Source organism: Coprobacter secundus subsp. similis (assembly GCF_015097275.1).
Taxonomy (GTDB): domain Bacteria; phylum Bacteroidota; class Bacteroidia; order Bacteroidales; family Coprobacteraceae; genus Coprobacter; species Coprobacter secundus.
On record NZ_AP023322.1, the window covers coordinates 760,701 to 777,496 of the forward strand.

Sequence of the window (16,796 nt, forward strand, 5' to 3'; positions counted from 1 at the left end):
TTTATTTTTCTGCATTTCGTTTCAATCTAATTTTTTTTACCTTCTTTACCTCATTTTCAATCCGTTGTGGAGTCAAAAAACTTACCTTCCGTTTTATTTTATAAATCATTACAAAGAAGAACGGTACCATGACAATACCGATAGTGGTTGCCAATATCATACCAAAAAATACACCTGTTCCTATTGCCTGCCGACTTACAGAGCCTGGTCCGGAAGCCAATACCATAGGGAGCATACCTAAAACAAAGGCAAGTGATGTCATAAGAATAGGCCTGAATCTTAACTGTGAAGCATGAAAGGCTGCTCGTTCTGGTGTAATACCCTTATCAACTTGAATTTTTGCAAACTCCACAATTAAAATTGCATTCTTTGCTGCCAGTCCGATAAGTGTGACCAGTCCGATTTGAAAATAGATATTATTTTCGAGTCCACAAACTCCAATACCTACATAAGCTCCTAATACGGCAATAGGAAGAGAGAGGAGGACAGCAACAGGAACGAGCCAACTTTCATATAAAGCTGCCAAAAACAGAAATACAAAGAGGAACACTAGAGCCATAATAATGCCGGTCTGTCCTCCTGCATGTTTTTCCTGATAGGACAAACCACTCCATTCTACACCCATATTTGAAGGTAAATGTCTTTCTGCAATCTCCTCCATTATGGTCATCGCTTCACCAGAACTATACCCATTAGCGGCAGTACCCCGTATTACAGCTGTATTGAACATATTGAACCGTTTCATGTTACCGGGACCTGTAGTATAATCAGTTGCACCTAAGGATGTCAACGGTACCATTGTTCCGTCTTGAGCCTTGACAAAAAATAAATTTAAATTTTCCTTATGTGCCCGATAGGGAGCTTCCCCTTGTATGTATACTTTATAGATACGATTGAACATATTGAAGTCATTTACGTACACAGAGCCCGTATATGCTTTCATTGTTGAAAAAACATCAGCAAGCGGGATACCCAATAATTTTACTTTATCACGATCTACATCGAAATATAATTGAGGTATTTCTCCTTGTAAAGAAGATGAAATACCGGAAATACCTGGATGTTTCGAGGCATAATATAGTAATGTGTCAGATGCATTTACCAAATCGTCATAACTTGCGTCCCCTTTTGCTTCGAGCTGCATTTCAAAACCTCCAGCACTACCTAACCCCGGTATTACAGGCGGTTTACTTAAAAACACTTTACATTCAGGATATGTTTCAAATTCTTTATATGTTGCATCCATAAGTTCTTCCAAAGTAATGTTTTCATCTTCCCGTTCTTCCCATGGCTTCAAAATTACTGTTAATTCAGCCCTTGCTTGATTACTTCCTACACGAGGACTTGAACCGGTAACATTTTGTATATATTCTATTCCTGGCTGTGCTTTTAACCACTCTACAGCACGATTGGTTACAACTCTGGTTCGTTCAAGTGTCGCGCCTTCTGGCAATTCAAGTTCCACTTTGAAATATCCTTGATCCTCTTCCGGAATAAACCCTGTAGGTATGATTCTATTTAAAATCAATATAATAATAACAGCAAAACCAAACATGGATAATACTCGCTTAGGATGATGTATAGAAAGGCCTATAATACTTAAATACTTTGCATTCCACCGGTTTATATAGTAATTAATAATACGGAATATCCGAACTTTCTTTTTCCGTATATCAACCGGTTTTAATAATAAAGAACACATGACAGGACTAAGCGTTAAGGCTACAACTGTCGATATAAGCACCGATACTACGATTGTGATGGTGAATTGACGATACAATTGGCCTGTGATTCCACCTAAAAAACTAACAGGAACAAATACGGCCGCTAAAACCAAGGATGTTGCTATTAGTGCACTTGTTAGTCCCTCCATCGCTTTATGTGTCGCTGCATGGGCGCTGAGATGTTCTTCCTCCATCAACCGTTCTACATTCTCTACCACAACAATAGCATCATCTACAACAATACCAATGGCCAATACCAGCCCCAATAAGGTAAGCATATTAAGTGAAAATCCAAAAATAAGCATTATACCAAACGTCCCAATTAAAGATATAGGTACGGCAATGATGGGTATTAATGTCGATCTCCAGCTTTGAAGAGAAAAGAAAACAACCAAGACTACAAGAAAAAGAGCCTCAAACAAAGTTTTATATACTTCGTGGATCGATTCTGATATATATGTCGTTATATCGAACGGAATATCATAAGTTATACCTTCTGGGAAATTTTTACTAATTTCATCCATTGCATTTTTTACTTCTTCTGCAACTTTAATTGCATTAGCCCCAGGAAGCATATAGATGGCTAAAATAGCTGCATTTTCCCCATTCATTCCACTTTCTGTATTATAAGAGGAGGCTTCCAGTGAAACTCTTGCCACATCTTTTAAACGGATAATGGAACCATCAGAATTTGCTCTTAATACAATTTCTTCAAATTCGGAGACGGTAGATAATCTTCCACGAGTAGTAATAGGAATAGTTATGTCTAAATTTGTTATCGGCTGTTGCCCTAATATACCAGCTGCAGATTCTCGATTTTGGTCTTTCAATGCATCTTGTAAATCTTTTACTGTCAACCCGAAATTGGCCAATTTATCCGGTTGGACCCAGATATTCATTCCATAATACCGGCTACCGACATTTGATACTCTTCCGACACCAGGTATACGCCGAATAACATCTAAAACATTGATTGTTGCAAAATTGCTTAAATATATTTCATCAAAACGAGGGTCAGAAGAACTTAAACTAATAGTCATTAATTGACTCGGGGCTTGTTTTTCTATTGATATACCGTTTTGTATAACTTCTGCGGGTAAACGGTTTTCTGCTAATTTTATTCGATTTTGTACTTCAACTGCAGCTAAATCGGGATTTGACGAAATATCGAAAGTTATCGTAGCAGAAAAACTTCCGGAATTAGAACTGTTTGATTCCATATAAATCATTCCAGGAGTTCCGTTCAGTTCTTGTTCTATAGGAGTGGCTACTGCCTGGGATACAGTCAATGCACTAGCCCCAGGATAAGAGGCACTTACTTTAACTACAGGAGGTGTAATTTGTGGATATTGGTCTATGGGAAGCATAATAAGTCCGATTATCCCTATTATAACAATAAGTATGGAAAGAACAATAGAGAATACGGGCCTGTCTATGAAGAATCCTGGTTTCATTTCTATATTTTTATTTAGGTGGGTGAATGATAATACATTCGATTTTATTGCTTTTTACCCTCTGAATTTGATATATTTTTTTTGCTCTCAGCTTTTATGGGATGAACTTTTATTCCTGGGGATAATTTATGATATCCTTCCGTAACAATGATATCTTTTTTACCCAAACCACGTTCAACAACTATACGATTATCAAGCTCAGAACCGAGTTCTATAAATCGTTTTTCAACAGTTTCATCTGAACGCATAACCCAAATGTAAGCACCGCCTTTCTCAATGGAAACAGCTTTTCTGGGCACAACGACTGCATTTTCTTGTATATCGAGCAGGAGTTTTACCTTAGTAAACTGCCCGGGTAATAATTGCTGTTTGGGATTAGGTAACTCAGCCCGAACTGAGAATGTCCCTGTTTTAGGGTCCACTTGAGGCTCTGCGAAATCTACTAATCCGGTAAAAGGATAAACAGAATTATCGGCAAGTGTGATGGTAACATTAGGCTGCCAAGAACGAGTAGTATCTTGCTCTCCTAATCGTACATTTCTTTGTTGACTACGAAGATAATCCAAAGCTGTCATACTGAAATCAACAAGAACCGTATCGCTTTTTACAACCGTCGCCAATAATGACTTTCCGTTCGGCCCTAACAATGTCCCTATATCGGCATTTCTTTCACTGATACGCCCAGAAAATGGCGAACGTACTGTAGTATAGTCCAGTTCCAATTCTGCTTGAGCCAAATCTGCCTGGCTCATAGCGACATTAGCTTGGGCACTTTCGTAGGCAGCAATAGCATTATCCAAATCAAGCTGACTGGCAGCATTTTGTTCATATAAAGGCTTTAAACGCTCAACATCTCTTTGGGCTTTGGCTTCTTGTGCTTCGTCCTTTTTTAATTGAGCTTTAGCTTTATCTACTTTAGCTTTGTACAGAGCAGAATTTATTATAATAACACAAAAAGCATAAAATAAACACATAGCGAAAAAGTAAATTTGGGCAAAGCGTAGCGAATTAGCTGATAGAGCGTTCGTTACGCTTTGTTTTTCTATGGGGCAGAGCCAACGAAATGCCACCTCAAAGCCAAACGGTGCAGAAGTTCAGTTACCACCTCGTTACTCCCATAACGGGTGCAAATCTCTTGCTAAAAGGTTCTTTTTCTGCGTTTTGCGTTGATTTACATAGCTGTCGGTAACTCACTAAGAACTAATTTTGTAACCAAAAAAAGGAGTGAGTTATGCGAAGTACATTCAAGGTATTATTTTACGTGAAGAAAGGCAGCGAGAAGCCGAACGGCAACCTGCCTCTGATGTGCCGTATCACGGTGGACGGCGAAATTAAACAGTTCAGTTGCAAGATGGACGTTCCCCCACGCTTGTGGGACGTGAAGAACAACCGTGCTTCGGGCAAGAGCATCGAAGCGCAGAGAATCAATCTTGCGGTAGATAAAATCCGTGTGGAGGTAAACCGCCGCTACCAAGAACTGATGCAGACGGACGGTTATGTTACCGCCGCCAAACTCAAAGACGCCTATCTCGGTATCGGCATCAAGCAGGAAACTTTGCTGAAGCTGTTCGAGCAGCACAACGCCGAGTTCGAGAAGAAAGTCGGGCACAGCAGGGCGCAGGGTACATTTACCCGTTATCGGACGGTCTGCAACCATATTCGGGAGTTCCTGCCCCATACCTACAAGCGTGAGGATATTCCATTAAAGGAACTCAACCTCACGTTCATCAACGACTTCGAGTATTTTCTGCGCACGGAGAAGAAATGCCGCACCAATACCGTGTGGGGCTACATGATTGTGTTGAAACACATCGTTTCCATAGCGAGGAACGACGGGCGTTTGCCCTTTAATCCCTTTGCGGGATATATCAACTCTCCCGAAAGCGTGGACAGGGGCTACCTCACCCAAACGGAGATACAGACGCTCATGGACGCACCGATGAAGAACGCCACCCACGAGCTTGTACGGGACTTGTTCGTCTTTTCTGTTTTCACGGGTTTGGCGTATTCGGACGTGAAGAACCTCACCGCCGACCGCCTGCAAACATTCTTCGACGGCAACCTTTGGATAATCACCCGAAGAAAGAAGACCAACACCGAATCGAACATCCGCCTTTTGGACGTTCCCAAGCGTATCATCGAGAAATACAAGGGGCTGGCAAGGGACGGTCATGTTTTCCCCGTTCCGAGTAACGGAAACTGCAACAAGATACTCAAAGAGATAGGCAGACAGTGCGGTTTCAAGGTGCGCTTGACCTATCATGTTGCACGTCACACGAACGCCACGACCGTACTTTTGTCGCACGGCGTACCCATCGAAACGGTGAGCCGTCTTTTGGGGCATACCAACATAAAGACCACCCAAATTTACGCCAAAATCACCGCCCAGAAGATAAGCCAAGACATGGAAACCTTGTCGCATAAGTTGGAAGATATGGAGAAGAATATCTGCCGAGCCATCTAATTAAAAACGGAATACCGATGAAAGAAGAAAGGAACATTATCACGATGGACGGGCAGGGCAATATCTTCCTGCCGACCGATATAGGTGCAACCGCCATGACCGAGCGGGAAATCTGCGAACTGTTCGGGGTTATCGCCCCGACGGTTCGGGCAGGGATAAAGGCACTCTGCAAAAGCGGAGTTTTGTGTGTATATGACATAAAGCGCATTATCCGCATATCGGACAGATACAGCGCGGAGGCTTACAACCTCGAAACGATAGCCGCCCTCGCTTTCCGTATCGAGTCGTTCGGGGCGGCGAAAGTCCGCAAAGTGTTGTTGGAAAGGATTATACACGGGCGAAAAGAGAAAACGAAGGTATTCGTGTCGGTTGTTTCGGACGGCAAGCCCAACAGCCGTTGGAAAGCATGATGATATATCAACATACCAACATGCAAACATACCAACATGCAAACGTACCAGCATACCAGCATGCAAACATGCAAACCTATCACTATGGTGATGTATATTGCAGGTTCTATTCCTCTTTTCAGAGGAATAGCGGAGCAATCATTTCCGTTTACAAAGGCAAAGCAAGCACGGGGCTTTATGTCGGCTAAAAGGTCAGGCGGCTGCGCCGTTTCCCGATAAATCTTCCTCTCGCTTCGCTGCGAGCGTATTTATCGGGAAAACCTTGTATCCGACCGCCCCATGCAAAAAAGCCTTTGAAAACGGAAACGACCGCCCCGCCACCCACCGACCGAAAGGGAAAAAATAAGGTGGGGTTATATGGGTAAGCAGACGGCAGGGACAGCCACCGCAGAAAGGCAGACGGACGGCACGCCGCAGGGTATTTACGGAGAAAATACCGTAGCTTATTAGGGAATTTTCCGAGCCGCAATACTACGTATCGCTGAAAATTCCCCAATAAGGCAAGGGGCAAGCCCCTCTGCACACCCCCATCGAGGACGGCATTTCGCCGCCCCCGAAGATACAAAAAATCATTGTTTCACAAGCCAAAAAAGAAAGGAAGAATATATGGGTTTCGTAGTTTTACACATGGAAAAGGCGCACGGCAGCGACAGCGGAACGACCGCACATATCGAGCGTTTCATCATACCGAAGAACGCCGACCCCACACGCACGCACCTGAACCGCAGGCTCATCGACTACCCCGACGGGGTGAAAGACCGTTCGGCGGCTATACAGCAGAGATTGGAAGAAGCGGGGCTGACACGCAAAATCGGAAGCAACCAAGTACGGGCAATCCGCATCAACGTGTCGGGAACGCACGAGGACATGAAGCGGATAGAGGAAGAGGGGCGTTTGGACGAGTGGTGCGCCGACAATCTGAAATACTTCGCCGACACGTTCGGAAAGGAGAACATCGTGGCGGCTCACCTGCACAGGGACGAGGAAACGCCGCACATACACGTTACACTCGTCCCTATCGTCAAGGGAGAGCGCAAGCGCAGGAAACGGGAAGAGCAGACGAAAAAGCGATACCGCAAGAAGCCGACAGATACCGTAAGGCTGTGCGCAGACGATATTATGACACGGCTGAAATTGAAGTCCTACCAAGATACCTATGCCGAAGCGATGGCGAAATACGGGCTGCAAAGGGGCATAGACGGCTCGAAGGCTCGCCACAAGTCCACGCAGCAGTATTATCGGGATATACAGAAACTCTCCGACGACCTCAAAGCGGAAGTGGTGGATTTGCAGCAGCAGAAAGAAACGGCACGGGAGGAACTAAGACGGGCAAAAATAGAAATACAGACCGAGAAGCTGAAAGGGGCGGCAACCACCGCAGCCGCCAACATCGCCGAAAGTGTCGGTTCTCTTTTCGGCAGCAACAAGGTCAAGACGCTGGAAAGGGAGAACACCGCCCTGCATAGGGAGGTAGCCGACCACGAGGAAACCATCGAAGCCCTGCAAGACAGAATACAGACCATGCAGGCAGACCACAGCAGGGAGATATGGGAAATGCAGCAAAAGCACGGCAGGGAGATAGCCGACAAGGACACAAGGCACAAGCAAGAAATATCGTTTCTGAAAACGGTAATCGCAAAGGCGGCGGCATGGTTTCCCTATTTCCGTGAAATGCTCCGTATCGAAAACCTCTGCCGCCTTGTGGGGTTCGATGAAAGGCAGACCGCAACGCTCGTCAAGGGAAAGCCGTTGGAGTATGCAGGGGAACTCTACTCGGAGGAACACGGACGGAAATTCACGACCGAAAGGGCAGGTTTCCAAGTGCTGAAAGACCCCACGGACGGGGCTAAATTGGTTCTTGCCATCGACCGAAAGCCCATTGCCGAGTGGTTTAAGGAACAGTTCGAGAAGTTAAGGCAGAACATACGCCGACCTATACAACCGCAAAGGAAAAGCAGAGGAATGAAACTGTAATCGACTTATTACGCTGAAAAACAAAAAGTACCGTTCATAAATGACTGATGAACGGTACTTTTTGTAACTTTGTACTATGATAGAAAACATTCACTTAAAACATATTGAATCACAGATAAAATCTGAATACTTGTCCGTTCCTTCCAAAGTAATTCTTTTGGAGGAAGGAAAAGTTGCACAAAAACTCTATCTAATCCGTAAAGGCTGTCTGCGGCTGTTTTTCTATAATGAAGGGAAAGATATTACTTTTCAATTCTTTTTTGAGGGGGATTTTGTCGCCTCATTCGATAGCCTATATAAACGCACGCCGAGTCTTTTCTATTTGGAGAGTATCGAGCCAACGGAACTCACGGCTATAAGGAGAGAGGATTTTTATAACCTAATCAACAATAATTTATCGTTAAGACAGTTGTATGAAGAAAAACTCATAGACCGTTTTCATGCTTATCAACAACTGTTCTTGTCAAGAATAAAAAACACGCCACAACAGCGATATGAAGAATTGCTGAAAGAGTATCCCAACATAATACAGCGTGTTCCACAACATTATATAGCGTCTTATCTTGGCATTACTCCCGTTTCTTTATCACGCATCAGAAACCGTCATTAACTTCATTTCTTTACAATTGTTATCGTTTTGATTCTACTTGAATACCGAATTTTGCACCATAAATATGAAAACGGTAAGCAATGAAGAAAATTTTTGTAATAGACTGGATTTTGATTTTTGTGTTTGTCTTATCAGCATTTTCCGGAATAGGATTGCATATTGCTGGACATGGCAACAGCCACGAAGTATGGCATAATTGGGCTGTATTTCATGTTTTGACCAGCTTTTTATTTTTTTTGGCGGCAATATTCCATATAACAACACATTGGGGATGGTATAAAGGAATAATAAAAAATGGGCTTGGCAAAAAAAATAAAATTACAGTAGTACTGTCAGTTGTATTCTTTCTTGTATCGGTTACGGGAATTATCCTATTAGGAGTAGACGGGGCTAACTCCTACATAGGGCTATTGCACTATAAAATAGGGATTGTTACAATAGTGCTATGTATTGGGCATTTACTAAAACGAATTTCTTTATTACGTAAATCTCTGAAATAATCCACAAGACATAGGGCTAAATAAATAGTCCTTTGCTTTGTGGATTATTAAAAATGTTGTAACTTTGTCCATGAAAGAGTTATTTGGCAGCATAGCACCGCAAATCGCTGAAAATCGCACGGTTGCTAAATCGTTACCTCTGTTTCTCAAATACTACGCTAAAAGTTTATTCTTCAATCGGTTGTATCAAACTGATGAAAATCTAAAATAAAAGGGAATAATTAACGCTTAAATGCTCTATCCATTGTACGTTTATCTTCACGTTCTTTTATAGATTCTCTTTTATCATAGGCTTTCTTACCTTTTGCAACAGCTACGACAACTTTAGCCAGACCTTTATCATTTATAAATATTTTAGTTGGAATGACTGAATATCCAGCTTCTTTCGTCAATCTTTGAATTTTCTGTAATTCTTTTGCCGTTAAAAGTAATTTTCTATCACGACGAGCATTATGATTATTATATGTACCATAGAAATACTCAGCAATATACATATTTTTTATCCATAATTCTCCATTATTAAAGAAACAGAATGTATCTACCAAACTAGCTTTTCCTAATCGTATAGATTTTATTTCTGTACCAGTCAGCACTATACCTGCTGTATAAGTATCAAGCAATTCGTAATCGAATGATGCCCGTTTATTCTTTATATTTATCTGTGGTAACTTCATATTTCAATTTATAACCTAATTTCTAATACCTGGCATTAATATAAACATAATCCGCTCAATAATAATCGGTGATAGTAATATAATAAGCGAAACCAAGACAATAAAAGTCATTCTTTTAGAGTCAGGAACATTAAAAAAATACTTCAGGCCTTCCCATGCAACATAAATAACATATAGAGGAGCAAACCTGATAAATGAAAAATTATCAGGTAAAATATTCATAGCAATTGTTACAATCATAAGCAGGCTTAATAAATAACCAGCAAATTTTTGGGATAACAAGGGATTTTTATCTTCTTCCAAAAGTTTTTGACGAATTTCATCTATCAAAAATGCTGATACAAAAAAGCCTACAAAATATTGAACAAAGTCAATAGTTACCCATTTTAAAGCCTGTTCCAGAGTAAATCCTGGAGCTAAAAAGCCTCCAAATGCAGACAGAGCAGTCAATCCCATCATCGGATATAGAAAATAATTCAAGAAATGATCATGAGATTCTTTCTTCTCGGCAATCTGCTGCCAGGCTTTCGCGGGAAATACTACTAATAAAAATAAGCTACTTATTATATTCCTTATCATTTATTTTTCCGATTAATCTTGACAAAAATAATAATTTATATTGTATTGCTTGCAAGCGTTTTTATATTATGAACAAAAAATACTTGTTTTATATGGCAAAGAGTAATAAATTTGCAGAGAGAAACAGAAATTAATGTAGAAAATAACAGACAGAATAAACATAATGCCGACAATATCCAATCGGGGAGAAATTATGCCAGCATCTCCCATACGTAAACTTGTTCCTTTAGCTAATGAAGCAAAGCAAAGAGGAATAAAGGTATATCATCTAAATATCGGTCAACCGGATCTTCCGACTCCAGAAGTAGGGTTAAATGCGGCTCGTAATATTGACCGCAAAATTTTGGAATATAGTCCCAGTGAAGGAATACGAAGTTTTCGGGAGAAATTGGTGAAATATTATGCAAAATTCAATATTATTGTTGATGCGGATGATATAATTATTACTACTGGAGGCTCAGAAGCTGTTTTATTTTCTTTTTTAGCATGTCTCGATCCCGGAGATGAGATTATTGTACCTGAACCGGCTTATGCTAACTATATGGCATTTGCAATATCTGCTGGAGCAAAAATCAAGACTCTCCCCTCCTCTATTGATGAAGGTTTTGCTTTGCCTTCTGTTGAAAAATTTGAAGAGCTCATTACTGATCGCACTAAAGGTATTTTAATCTGTAATCCTAATAATCCTACAGGATATCTTTATACACAGAAAGAAATGAATCAAATTAGAGATTTAGTAAAAAAATATGATTTATTTCTGTTCTCCGATGAAGTATATCGCGAGTTTTGTTATACAGGAGCACCCTATATTTCTGCTTTTCATTTGAAAGGTATTGAGGATAATGTAGTACTAATTGATTCGGTATCCAAGAGATACAGTGAATGTGGAATACGTATAGGTGCATTGATTACGAAACACAAAGAGCTAAAGAAAAATGTGATGAAATTTTGTCAAGCTCGTTTAAGTCCACCTCTTATAGGACAGCTCATAGCTGAAGCTTCTTTGGATGCTCCTGATGATTATTTATTATCTACTTACAATGAATATGTCGAACGTCGAAAGTTTCTTATTGATGGTTTGAATCGTATTCCTGGGTGTTATTCTCCTATTCCAATGGGTGCTTTTTATACAATGGCCAAACTTCCGGTAGATGATGCTGATAAGTTTTGTGCTTGGTGTCTTAAAGAATTTGAATATGAGGGACAAACTGTGTTTATGGCTCCAGGATCTGGGTTCTACACAACACCCGGATTAGGAGTAAACGAAGTTCGTGTTGCATATGTTTTGAAAAAAGAGGATTTGGCTAAAGCTTTAGTTGTATTAGCTAAAGCATTAGAAGCCTATCCTGGACGAATATTATGAATTTAGAACTCTTTATAGCAAAGAGAATACATTTCGGCAAAGGTGGCGAGATTCAGAAAGTCTCGCCTCCTGCTATTCGTATAGCGACTATCGGTGTAGCATTGGGCCTTTCTGTAATGATTCTAGCTGTAGCCATAGTCATAGGTTTTAAAAAAGAAATTAGAGACAAGATTATAGGGTTCAATTCTCATATTCAAATTTCCACTTTTGATAATAATCTTTCCTACGAAACTCATCCTATATCTATTTCTACACAACAAAAAGACTCTCTAATACAATATCCTGAAATAAAGCATGTTGAAACTTTTGCTACGAAACCTGGAATATTGAAAACAGATGATTCGTTTATGGGTATTGCACTAAAAGGTGTTTCAACAGATTATGATTGGTCATTTTTTAAAAATAGCCTTAAGGAAGGAACTTTACCTCAAATATCAGATTCACTTATATCCGATGAAATAATTATATCCCAGTATATTGCAGACAAATTGCATTTATCTACACATGACAACATCCTATGCTATTTTGTACAAGAAAACATTCGGGCTCGTAAATTTAAAATATCAGGGATATACCAGACTAATTTTACTGATTATGACAAATTTTTTATTATCGGTGACGAAAAACAAATACAAAAACTGAACGGTTGGGAAAAAGATCAGCATAGTGGCATAGAAATACAATTATATAGTTTTAATGATTTGGATCGTTTAACAGATGAGTTGTATTTCAAATTTTTAAATCAAACAGACGCATATGGAGAAAATTATTACGTAAAATCCATAAAAGACCAGAATCCTCAATTATTTAGTTGGTTAGATTTGTTAGACCTTAATGTATGGGTTATTCTGATTCTAATGTCTATAGTTGCTGGCTTTACAATGATTTCAGGTTTACTTATTATAATACTTGAACGGACAAATATGATAGGGGTTCTTAAAGCTTTGGGTGCATCAAATTTGTCTATTCGGAAAGTATTTTTATATGTTGCTGTATTTCTGGTCGGAAAGGGGCTTTTATGGGGAAATGTAATAGGTTTAGGGTTATGTGCAATACAATACTATTTCAAAATAATAAAACTTGATCCCGAAATATATTATATTACATCTGTCCCTATCAGTTTGAATATTACATATATAATATTATTAAATATAGCTTCTATGGCAATATCTCTTCTCATGCTTTTAGGACCTTCTTATTTAGTATCCCTAATCAGACCTGCCAAGTCAATCAAATTTGAATAAGGTATTTGTTCTACTATTCAATAAAGGTATTTTACTTTAGTAACTCTTGCAATTTGATGCGAAGTTCTTTTTCGTTCATTCCTTTTGCTGCTATAGAACCATCCGGGTTAATCAACATTAAATGCGGAATACTATTCACTCCATAAACCTTTGTTGCTTCTGCATCCCATCCTTTGAGATCCGACAATTGCACCCAAGGAATATGTAAATTTTCAATCGCATTGACCCATTCTGTCGAATCTATATCCAACGAAACTCCCACAACATCTACACCTTTGTTTTTATATTCATTATATATGTCGATTAATTCCGGTAAAGCCACTCGACATGGACCGCACCAAGATGCCCAAAAGTCTACTATAGTAAATTTTCCCTTTCCTGCATAATCAGATAATTTTCCTGGGGTTCCATTCGGCAATCTCAAATTCATATCAGCAAACATTTTTCCTTCAGCAACAGAGGCAATACGTCTCAATCTTTCTGCAATTTGTTTCACCCCTATTTCATTTTGAAATGCAGTTTCAGACTTGGATATAATATTTTCAAGCTGTTTATCTTCAAATAAATTTTGGTATCTTACTAATACAAAAGCTCCTGATACATTATCTAAATTTGATAAAATGAAATTTTGAATATGTTCGATAAATAATTCATTAATAGAGTCGTATTTATTTGAAAGTCGAATTTCTATATCTTCAGTCAATGTACTATCTGCTACCTTTTCGAAATATATTTTCTCCAATGCTTTCATCTCTTCATCAAAAGTTTCATTTTTCTTTATAAAAGATTGGAGTCTATTGTTTAGGTTGCTTCCCTTTACACTACTTTCCGAACCTAATACAGCCACTAATTCTGCATTTTCAAGAATAAAAGATGTATATATATTTATGTTATCATTAAATCGTAAGTAGTATACAGCTGGAATATCCTGAATGCCTTTAAATTCGAAATTTCCTTCCTCCACCATAACGCTATCTACATTGACTAATTCCTCTCCAGATATCCGTGATAAGTAAACTATCTTTCCATTCAATTCCGTATCTGTTACTTGCCCTGAAATATGATATGATTTAGGGGATTGATTACAACTTATAGAGATAATTGTAATGGCTAACAACAAATATATTTTTTTCATAACTCTGATTCTCTACTTTTCTTACAAATATAGTAAAGCTGTCCCTATAACTACACAAATCTGATAAAAAACACACAAACATAATAATGTCTTAATGATTTTTTATAAGGTAATATGTTTTCATATTTCTTATTAAAATGATAATATAATAGAAATATGATAGTAAAAATAATTTTATAAAGTCATTATGATAAAAATAATTTTATATCTTTGCAGAAACAAGATATGAAAAAATAATATTGATTATGTGTGGAATAGTTGGAGTATTTGATTTAAGTGAAAACCCTCAACAAATGAGAGGTAAAGTTTTAAAAATGGCAAAAAAAATCAGGCATAGAGGGCCTGATTGGTCTGGAATTTATTGCAGCAATAAGGCCATTTTAGCTCATGAACGTTTATCAATAGTGGATCCAGAGTCTGGAGGGCAACCATTAAAAAGCAAGGATGAAAAGCTTATATTATCAGTAAATGGCGAAATATATAATCACAGAGAAATCAGAAATAAAATGAAAAATGAGTATGAATTTCTTACGGGATCTGATTGTGAAGTAATATTAGCCTTATATAAGAAAAAAGGAATCAATTTTCTTGAAGACATAAGCGGCATTTTTGCATTTGCATTATATGATGAAGAAAATGATTGTTACCTGATAGCCAGGGATCCTATCGGAGTCATCCCTCTATATATGGGTTGGGATAGTAGTAAACAATTCTATATTGCTTCAGAATTAAAAGCATTAGAAGGAATATGCAACCATATCGAAATTTTTCCTCCTGGGCACTATTGGTACAGTAAGGAAAGACAGTTACAAAAATGGTATACTCGTGATTGGGAAAAATATGAGAATATAAAAAATAATGCAGTAGATATAAATGAGTTACACGAAGCTTTAGAAAATGCTGTAAAAAAGCAGCTTATGTCAGATGTTCCTTATGGAGTTTTATTGTCTGGTGGTTTGGATTCCTCTATAATTTCAGCTATTGCTAAAAAATATGCATCTAAGCGTATTGAAACAGATAATAAATCTGAAGCCTGGTGGCCACAATTGCATTCTTTTGCTATAGGACTTAAAGGTGCACCAGACTTGAAAGCAGCCAAAGAAGTGGCTGACTATATTGGCTCAGTACACCACGAAATCAATTATACTATACAGGAAGGATTAGACGCTATACGAGATGTTATATATTACATTGAAACTTATGATGTAACTACCGTCAGAGCTTCTACTCCCATGTATTTATTAGCAAGAGTAATCAAATCAATGGGTATCAAAATGGTCCTTTCTGGAGAAGGGGCCGATGAAATATTTGGAGGTTATTTGTACTTTCATAAAGCTCCGGATGCAAAATCTTTTCACGAAGAAACCGTTCGAAAATTGAGTAAGCTACATCTTTATGATTGTTTAAGAGCAAATAAGTCCTTAGCAGCTTGGGGGGTAGAAGGTAGAGTTCCATTTCTCGACAAAGAGTTTTTAGATATAGCTATGCGGATAAATCCTGAGGAAAAAATGGTAAAAGATGGAAAAATAGAGAAGTGGATAATTCGTAAAACTTTTGAAAATATGCTTCCAAAGAATATCGTTTGGAGACAAAAAGAACAATTTTCTGATGGTGTTGGATATAGTTGGATTGATACTCTAAAAAAAATTACTTCAGAAAAAATATCGGATGAAGATATGTCTCACGCCTCTGAGCGTTTTCCTTTAAATACTCCCCAAAATAAAGAGGAATATTATTATCGAACTATTTTTGAAGAACATTTTCCGTCAAACACTGCAGCTCTTACTGTTCCTTCTGTACCTTCTATTGCTTGTAGTACAGCTGAAGCATTATCTTGGGATGAGTCTTTTAAAAATATGAATGAGCCTTCGGGACGTGCCATCAAAAATGTTCATGTAAAAAGTTATTAAAAAAACGACTCAAAATATACAAAAAGCCGATGCCTCCCGACATCGGCTTTTCTATGTAACAGATTCTTTTTAATGAATAACATTGCATTTAAAAAACAATGTGTTCGGAGATCAATTGGTATTAAATCTACAATTTATAAAGTTTGTATTATTTAGAAAGTATTTTTATAAATACAAAATAATAAAATCTCTATTACGATTTTATTACAGTGAATTTAAAAATTGATTATGTTACCAAATATCTTCGTTAATATTTTTTTTCCGATATTAATTTCCCTCTTTCATTCCACATATACCAAAAACCAGTTTTACGTCCTTCTTTATATCTCATTTCATATCTTAATATTCCATTATCATCCCAAATACGCCATATTCCATTTTTTTTACCTTTGTTATAATGGGCTTCAGCAATTAGAATTCCATTTTTGTCGTATGTTCTCCAAGTTCCATGAAATTTTCCTTCATAATACGAACGAACTTCTTCTATTTTTCCATTTTCAAAGTATACAACATATATGCCATCAGGTAATCCATTTTTAATAAACATTTCCAATTTCAACGCTCCCGAAGGATATACCTCAGTATATGGCCCTGTATATAAAGTACTTTGTGTATTATCTGTATAATAATATCCATTGTGTAATACCAGCTGTTGCGAAAATATCTGATATGAATATAACAAAAGGAACAATGTAAATGTCAATTTTTTTGTCATTCTTATAAAGTTTAATACCCTCATGTATTTTACATGAAGG

14 protein-coding genes are annotated in these 16,796 nt (G+C 38.2%); 8 read left to right on the forward strand and 6 right to left on the reverse strand.

Features of this window, described 5'->3' with window-relative positions; all coding sequences use genetic code 11:
* Position 1: 1 nt before the first annotated feature.
* Together Cop2CBH44_RS02805 and Cop2CBH44_RS02810 are read right to left on the reverse strand one after the other, a co-directional pair.
* A complete protein-coding gene (locus Cop2CBH44_RS02805) occupies positions 2 to 3,178 on the reverse strand; it encodes an efflux RND transporter permease subunit (protein WP_021930171.1) in 3,177 nt (1,058 codons plus the stop codon).
* Between the two features lie 44 nt (positions 3,179 to 3,222).
* On the reverse strand, positions 3,223 to 4,152 hold the full coding sequence (locus Cop2CBH44_RS02810; protein ID WP_200755510.1) for an efflux RND transporter periplasmic adaptor subunit: 930 nt from the start codon (positions 4,150 to 4,152) through the stop codon (positions 3,223 to 3,225).
* Between the two features lie 257 nt (positions 4,153 to 4,409).
* Here Cop2CBH44_RS02810 and Cop2CBH44_RS02815 point away from each other — a divergent pair, with 257 nt between their 5' ends.
* From Cop2CBH44_RS02815 to Cop2CBH44_RS02835, 5 genes are all read left to right on the forward strand, one after another.
* A complete protein-coding gene (locus Cop2CBH44_RS02815) occupies positions 4,410 to 5,642 on the forward strand; it encodes a site-specific integrase (RefSeq protein WP_200755511.1) in 1,233 nt (410 codons plus the stop codon).
* Positions 5,643 to 5,659: 17 nt separating this feature from the next.
* A complete protein-coding gene (locus Cop2CBH44_RS02820) occupies positions 5,660 to 6,052 on the forward strand; it encodes a hypothetical protein (protein ID WP_200755512.1) in 393 nt (130 codons plus the stop codon).
* A 606-nt stretch (positions 6,053 to 6,658) separates the two neighbouring features.
* Positions 6,659 to 8,026, forward strand: coding sequence for a MobV family relaxase (gene mobV / locus Cop2CBH44_RS02825; RefSeq protein WP_200755513.1), 1,368 nt, complete (start codon positions 6,659 to 6,661; stop codon positions 8,024 to 8,026).
* A gap of 76 nt (positions 8,027 to 8,102) precedes the next feature.
* The gene (locus Cop2CBH44_RS02830) at positions 8,103 to 8,636 is read left to right on the forward strand and encodes a Crp/Fnr family transcriptional regulator (RefSeq protein ID WP_200755514.1); all 534 of its coding nucleotides are present in this window, start codon (positions 8,103 to 8,105) and stop codon (positions 8,634 to 8,636) included.
* A gap of 80 nt (positions 8,637 to 8,716) precedes the next feature.
* On the forward strand, positions 8,717 to 9,136 hold the full coding sequence (locus Cop2CBH44_RS02835) for a DUF4405 domain-containing protein (protein ID WP_200755515.1): 420 nt from the start codon (positions 8,717 to 8,719) through the stop codon (positions 9,134 to 9,136).
* A gap of 221 nt (positions 9,137 to 9,357) precedes the next feature.
* Here the strand turns inward: Cop2CBH44_RS02835 and smpB are convergent, their stop codons facing one another.
* Both smpB and Cop2CBH44_RS02845 read right to left on the reverse strand, forming a co-directional pair.
* Positions 9,358 to 9,810, reverse strand: a complete 453-nt coding sequence (gene smpB, locus Cop2CBH44_RS02840; protein WP_021930181.1) for an SsrA-binding protein — start codon at positions 9,808 to 9,810, stop codon at positions 9,358 to 9,360.
* Between the two features lie 15 nt (positions 9,811 to 9,825).
* Positions 9,826 to 10,389 carry a YIP1 family protein gene (locus Cop2CBH44_RS02845; RefSeq protein WP_021930180.1) on the reverse strand — a complete coding sequence of 188 codons (564 nt, stop codon included), beginning with the start codon at positions 10,387 to 10,389 and terminating at the stop codon, positions 9,826 to 9,828.
* A 163-nt stretch (positions 10,390 to 10,552) separates the two neighbouring features.
* Between Cop2CBH44_RS02845 and Cop2CBH44_RS02850 the strand changes: the two genes are divergently transcribed.
* Both Cop2CBH44_RS02850 and Cop2CBH44_RS02855 read left to right on the forward strand, forming a co-directional pair.
* On the forward strand, positions 10,553 to 11,752 hold the full coding sequence (locus tag Cop2CBH44_RS02850) for a pyridoxal phosphate-dependent aminotransferase (RefSeq protein ID WP_200755516.1): 1,200 nt from the start codon (positions 10,553 to 10,555) through the stop codon (positions 11,750 to 11,752).
* Positions 11,749 to 12,996, forward strand: a complete 1,248-nt coding sequence (locus Cop2CBH44_RS02855; RefSeq protein ID WP_021930178.1) for an ABC transporter permease — start codon at positions 11,749 to 11,751, stop codon at positions 12,994 to 12,996. Before Cop2CBH44_RS02850 ends, Cop2CBH44_RS02855 begins: the two co-directional genes overlap by 4 nt.
* 31 nt (positions 12,997 to 13,027) lie before the next feature.
* Here the strand turns inward: Cop2CBH44_RS02855 and Cop2CBH44_RS02860 are convergent, their stop codons facing one another.
* Positions 13,028 to 14,131 carry a TlpA disulfide reductase family protein gene (locus Cop2CBH44_RS02860; RefSeq protein WP_021930177.1) on the reverse strand — a complete coding sequence of 368 codons (1,104 nt, stop codon included), beginning with the start codon at positions 14,129 to 14,131 and terminating at the stop codon, positions 13,028 to 13,030.
* A gap of 245 nt (positions 14,132 to 14,376) precedes the next feature.
* Here Cop2CBH44_RS02860 and asnB point away from each other — a divergent pair, with 245 nt between their 5' ends.
* Positions 14,377 to 16,041 (forward strand): asparagine synthase B, encoded by a 1,665-nt coding sequence (gene asnB / locus Cop2CBH44_RS02865; protein ID WP_021930176.1) that lies wholly within the window; start codon positions 14,377 to 14,379, stop codon positions 16,039 to 16,041.
* Between the two features lie 247 nt (positions 16,042 to 16,288).
* On the opposite strand, the gene Cop2CBH44_RS02870 is transcribed toward asnB, so the two are convergent.
* On the reverse strand, positions 16,289 to 16,756 hold the full coding sequence (locus tag Cop2CBH44_RS02870) for a toxin-antitoxin system YwqK family antitoxin (RefSeq protein WP_200755517.1): 468 nt from the start codon (positions 16,754 to 16,756) through the stop codon (positions 16,289 to 16,291).
* Positions 16,757 to 16,796 lie beyond the last annotated feature (40 nt).

Excerpts from the sequence above, each read along its gene's own strand:
- Cop2CBH44_RS02820 (WP_200755512.1), top strand. The coding sequence starts at position 5,660 with ATGAAAGAAGAAAGGAACATTATCACGATGGACGGGCAGGGCAATATC.
- mobV (WP_200755513.1), top strand. The coding sequence starts at position 6,659 with ATGGGTTTCGTAGTTTTACACATGGAAAAGGCGCACGGCAGCGACAGC.
- Cop2CBH44_RS02860 (WP_021930177.1), bottom strand. The coding sequence starts at position 14,131 with ATGAAAAAAATATATTTGTTGTTAGCCATTACAATTATCTCTATAAGT.
- Cop2CBH44_RS02850 (WP_200755516.1), top strand. The coding sequence starts at position 10,553 with ATGCCGACAATATCCAATCGGGGAGAAATTATGCCAGCATCTCCCATA.
- Cop2CBH44_RS02835 (WP_200755515.1), top strand. The coding sequence starts at position 8,717 with ATGAAGAAAATTTTTGTAATAGACTGGATTTTGATTTTTGTGTTTGTC.
- smpB (WP_021930181.1), bottom strand. The coding sequence starts at position 9,810 with ATGAAGTTACCACAGATAAATATAAAGAATAAACGGGCATCATTCGAT.
- Cop2CBH44_RS02805 (WP_021930171.1), bottom strand. The coding sequence starts at position 3,178 with ATGAAACCAGGATTCTTCATAGACAGGCCCGTATTCTCTATTGTTCTT.
- Cop2CBH44_RS02870 (WP_200755517.1), bottom strand. The coding sequence starts at position 16,756 with ATGACAAAAAAATTGACATTTACATTGTTCCTTTTGTTATATTCATAT.
- Cop2CBH44_RS02815 (WP_200755511.1), top strand. The coding sequence starts at position 4,410 with ATGCGAAGTACATTCAAGGTATTATTTTACGTGAAGAAAGGCAGCGAG.
- Cop2CBH44_RS02845 (WP_021930180.1), bottom strand. The coding sequence starts at position 10,389 with ATGATAAGGAATATAATAAGTAGCTTATTTTTATTAGTAGTATTTCCC.
- Cop2CBH44_RS02855 (WP_021930178.1), top strand. The coding sequence starts at position 11,749 with ATGAATTTAGAACTCTTTATAGCAAAGAGAATACATTTCGGCAAAGGT.
- Cop2CBH44_RS02810 (WP_200755510.1), bottom strand. The coding sequence starts at position 4,152 with ATGTGTTTATTTTATGCTTTTTGTGTTATTATAATAAATTCTGCTCTG.
- Cop2CBH44_RS02830 (WP_200755514.1), top strand. The coding sequence starts at position 8,103 with ATGATAGAAAACATTCACTTAAAACATATTGAATCACAGATAAAATCT.
- asnB (WP_021930176.1), top strand. The coding sequence starts at position 14,377 with ATGTGTGGAATAGTTGGAGTATTTGATTTAAGTGAAAACCCTCAACAA.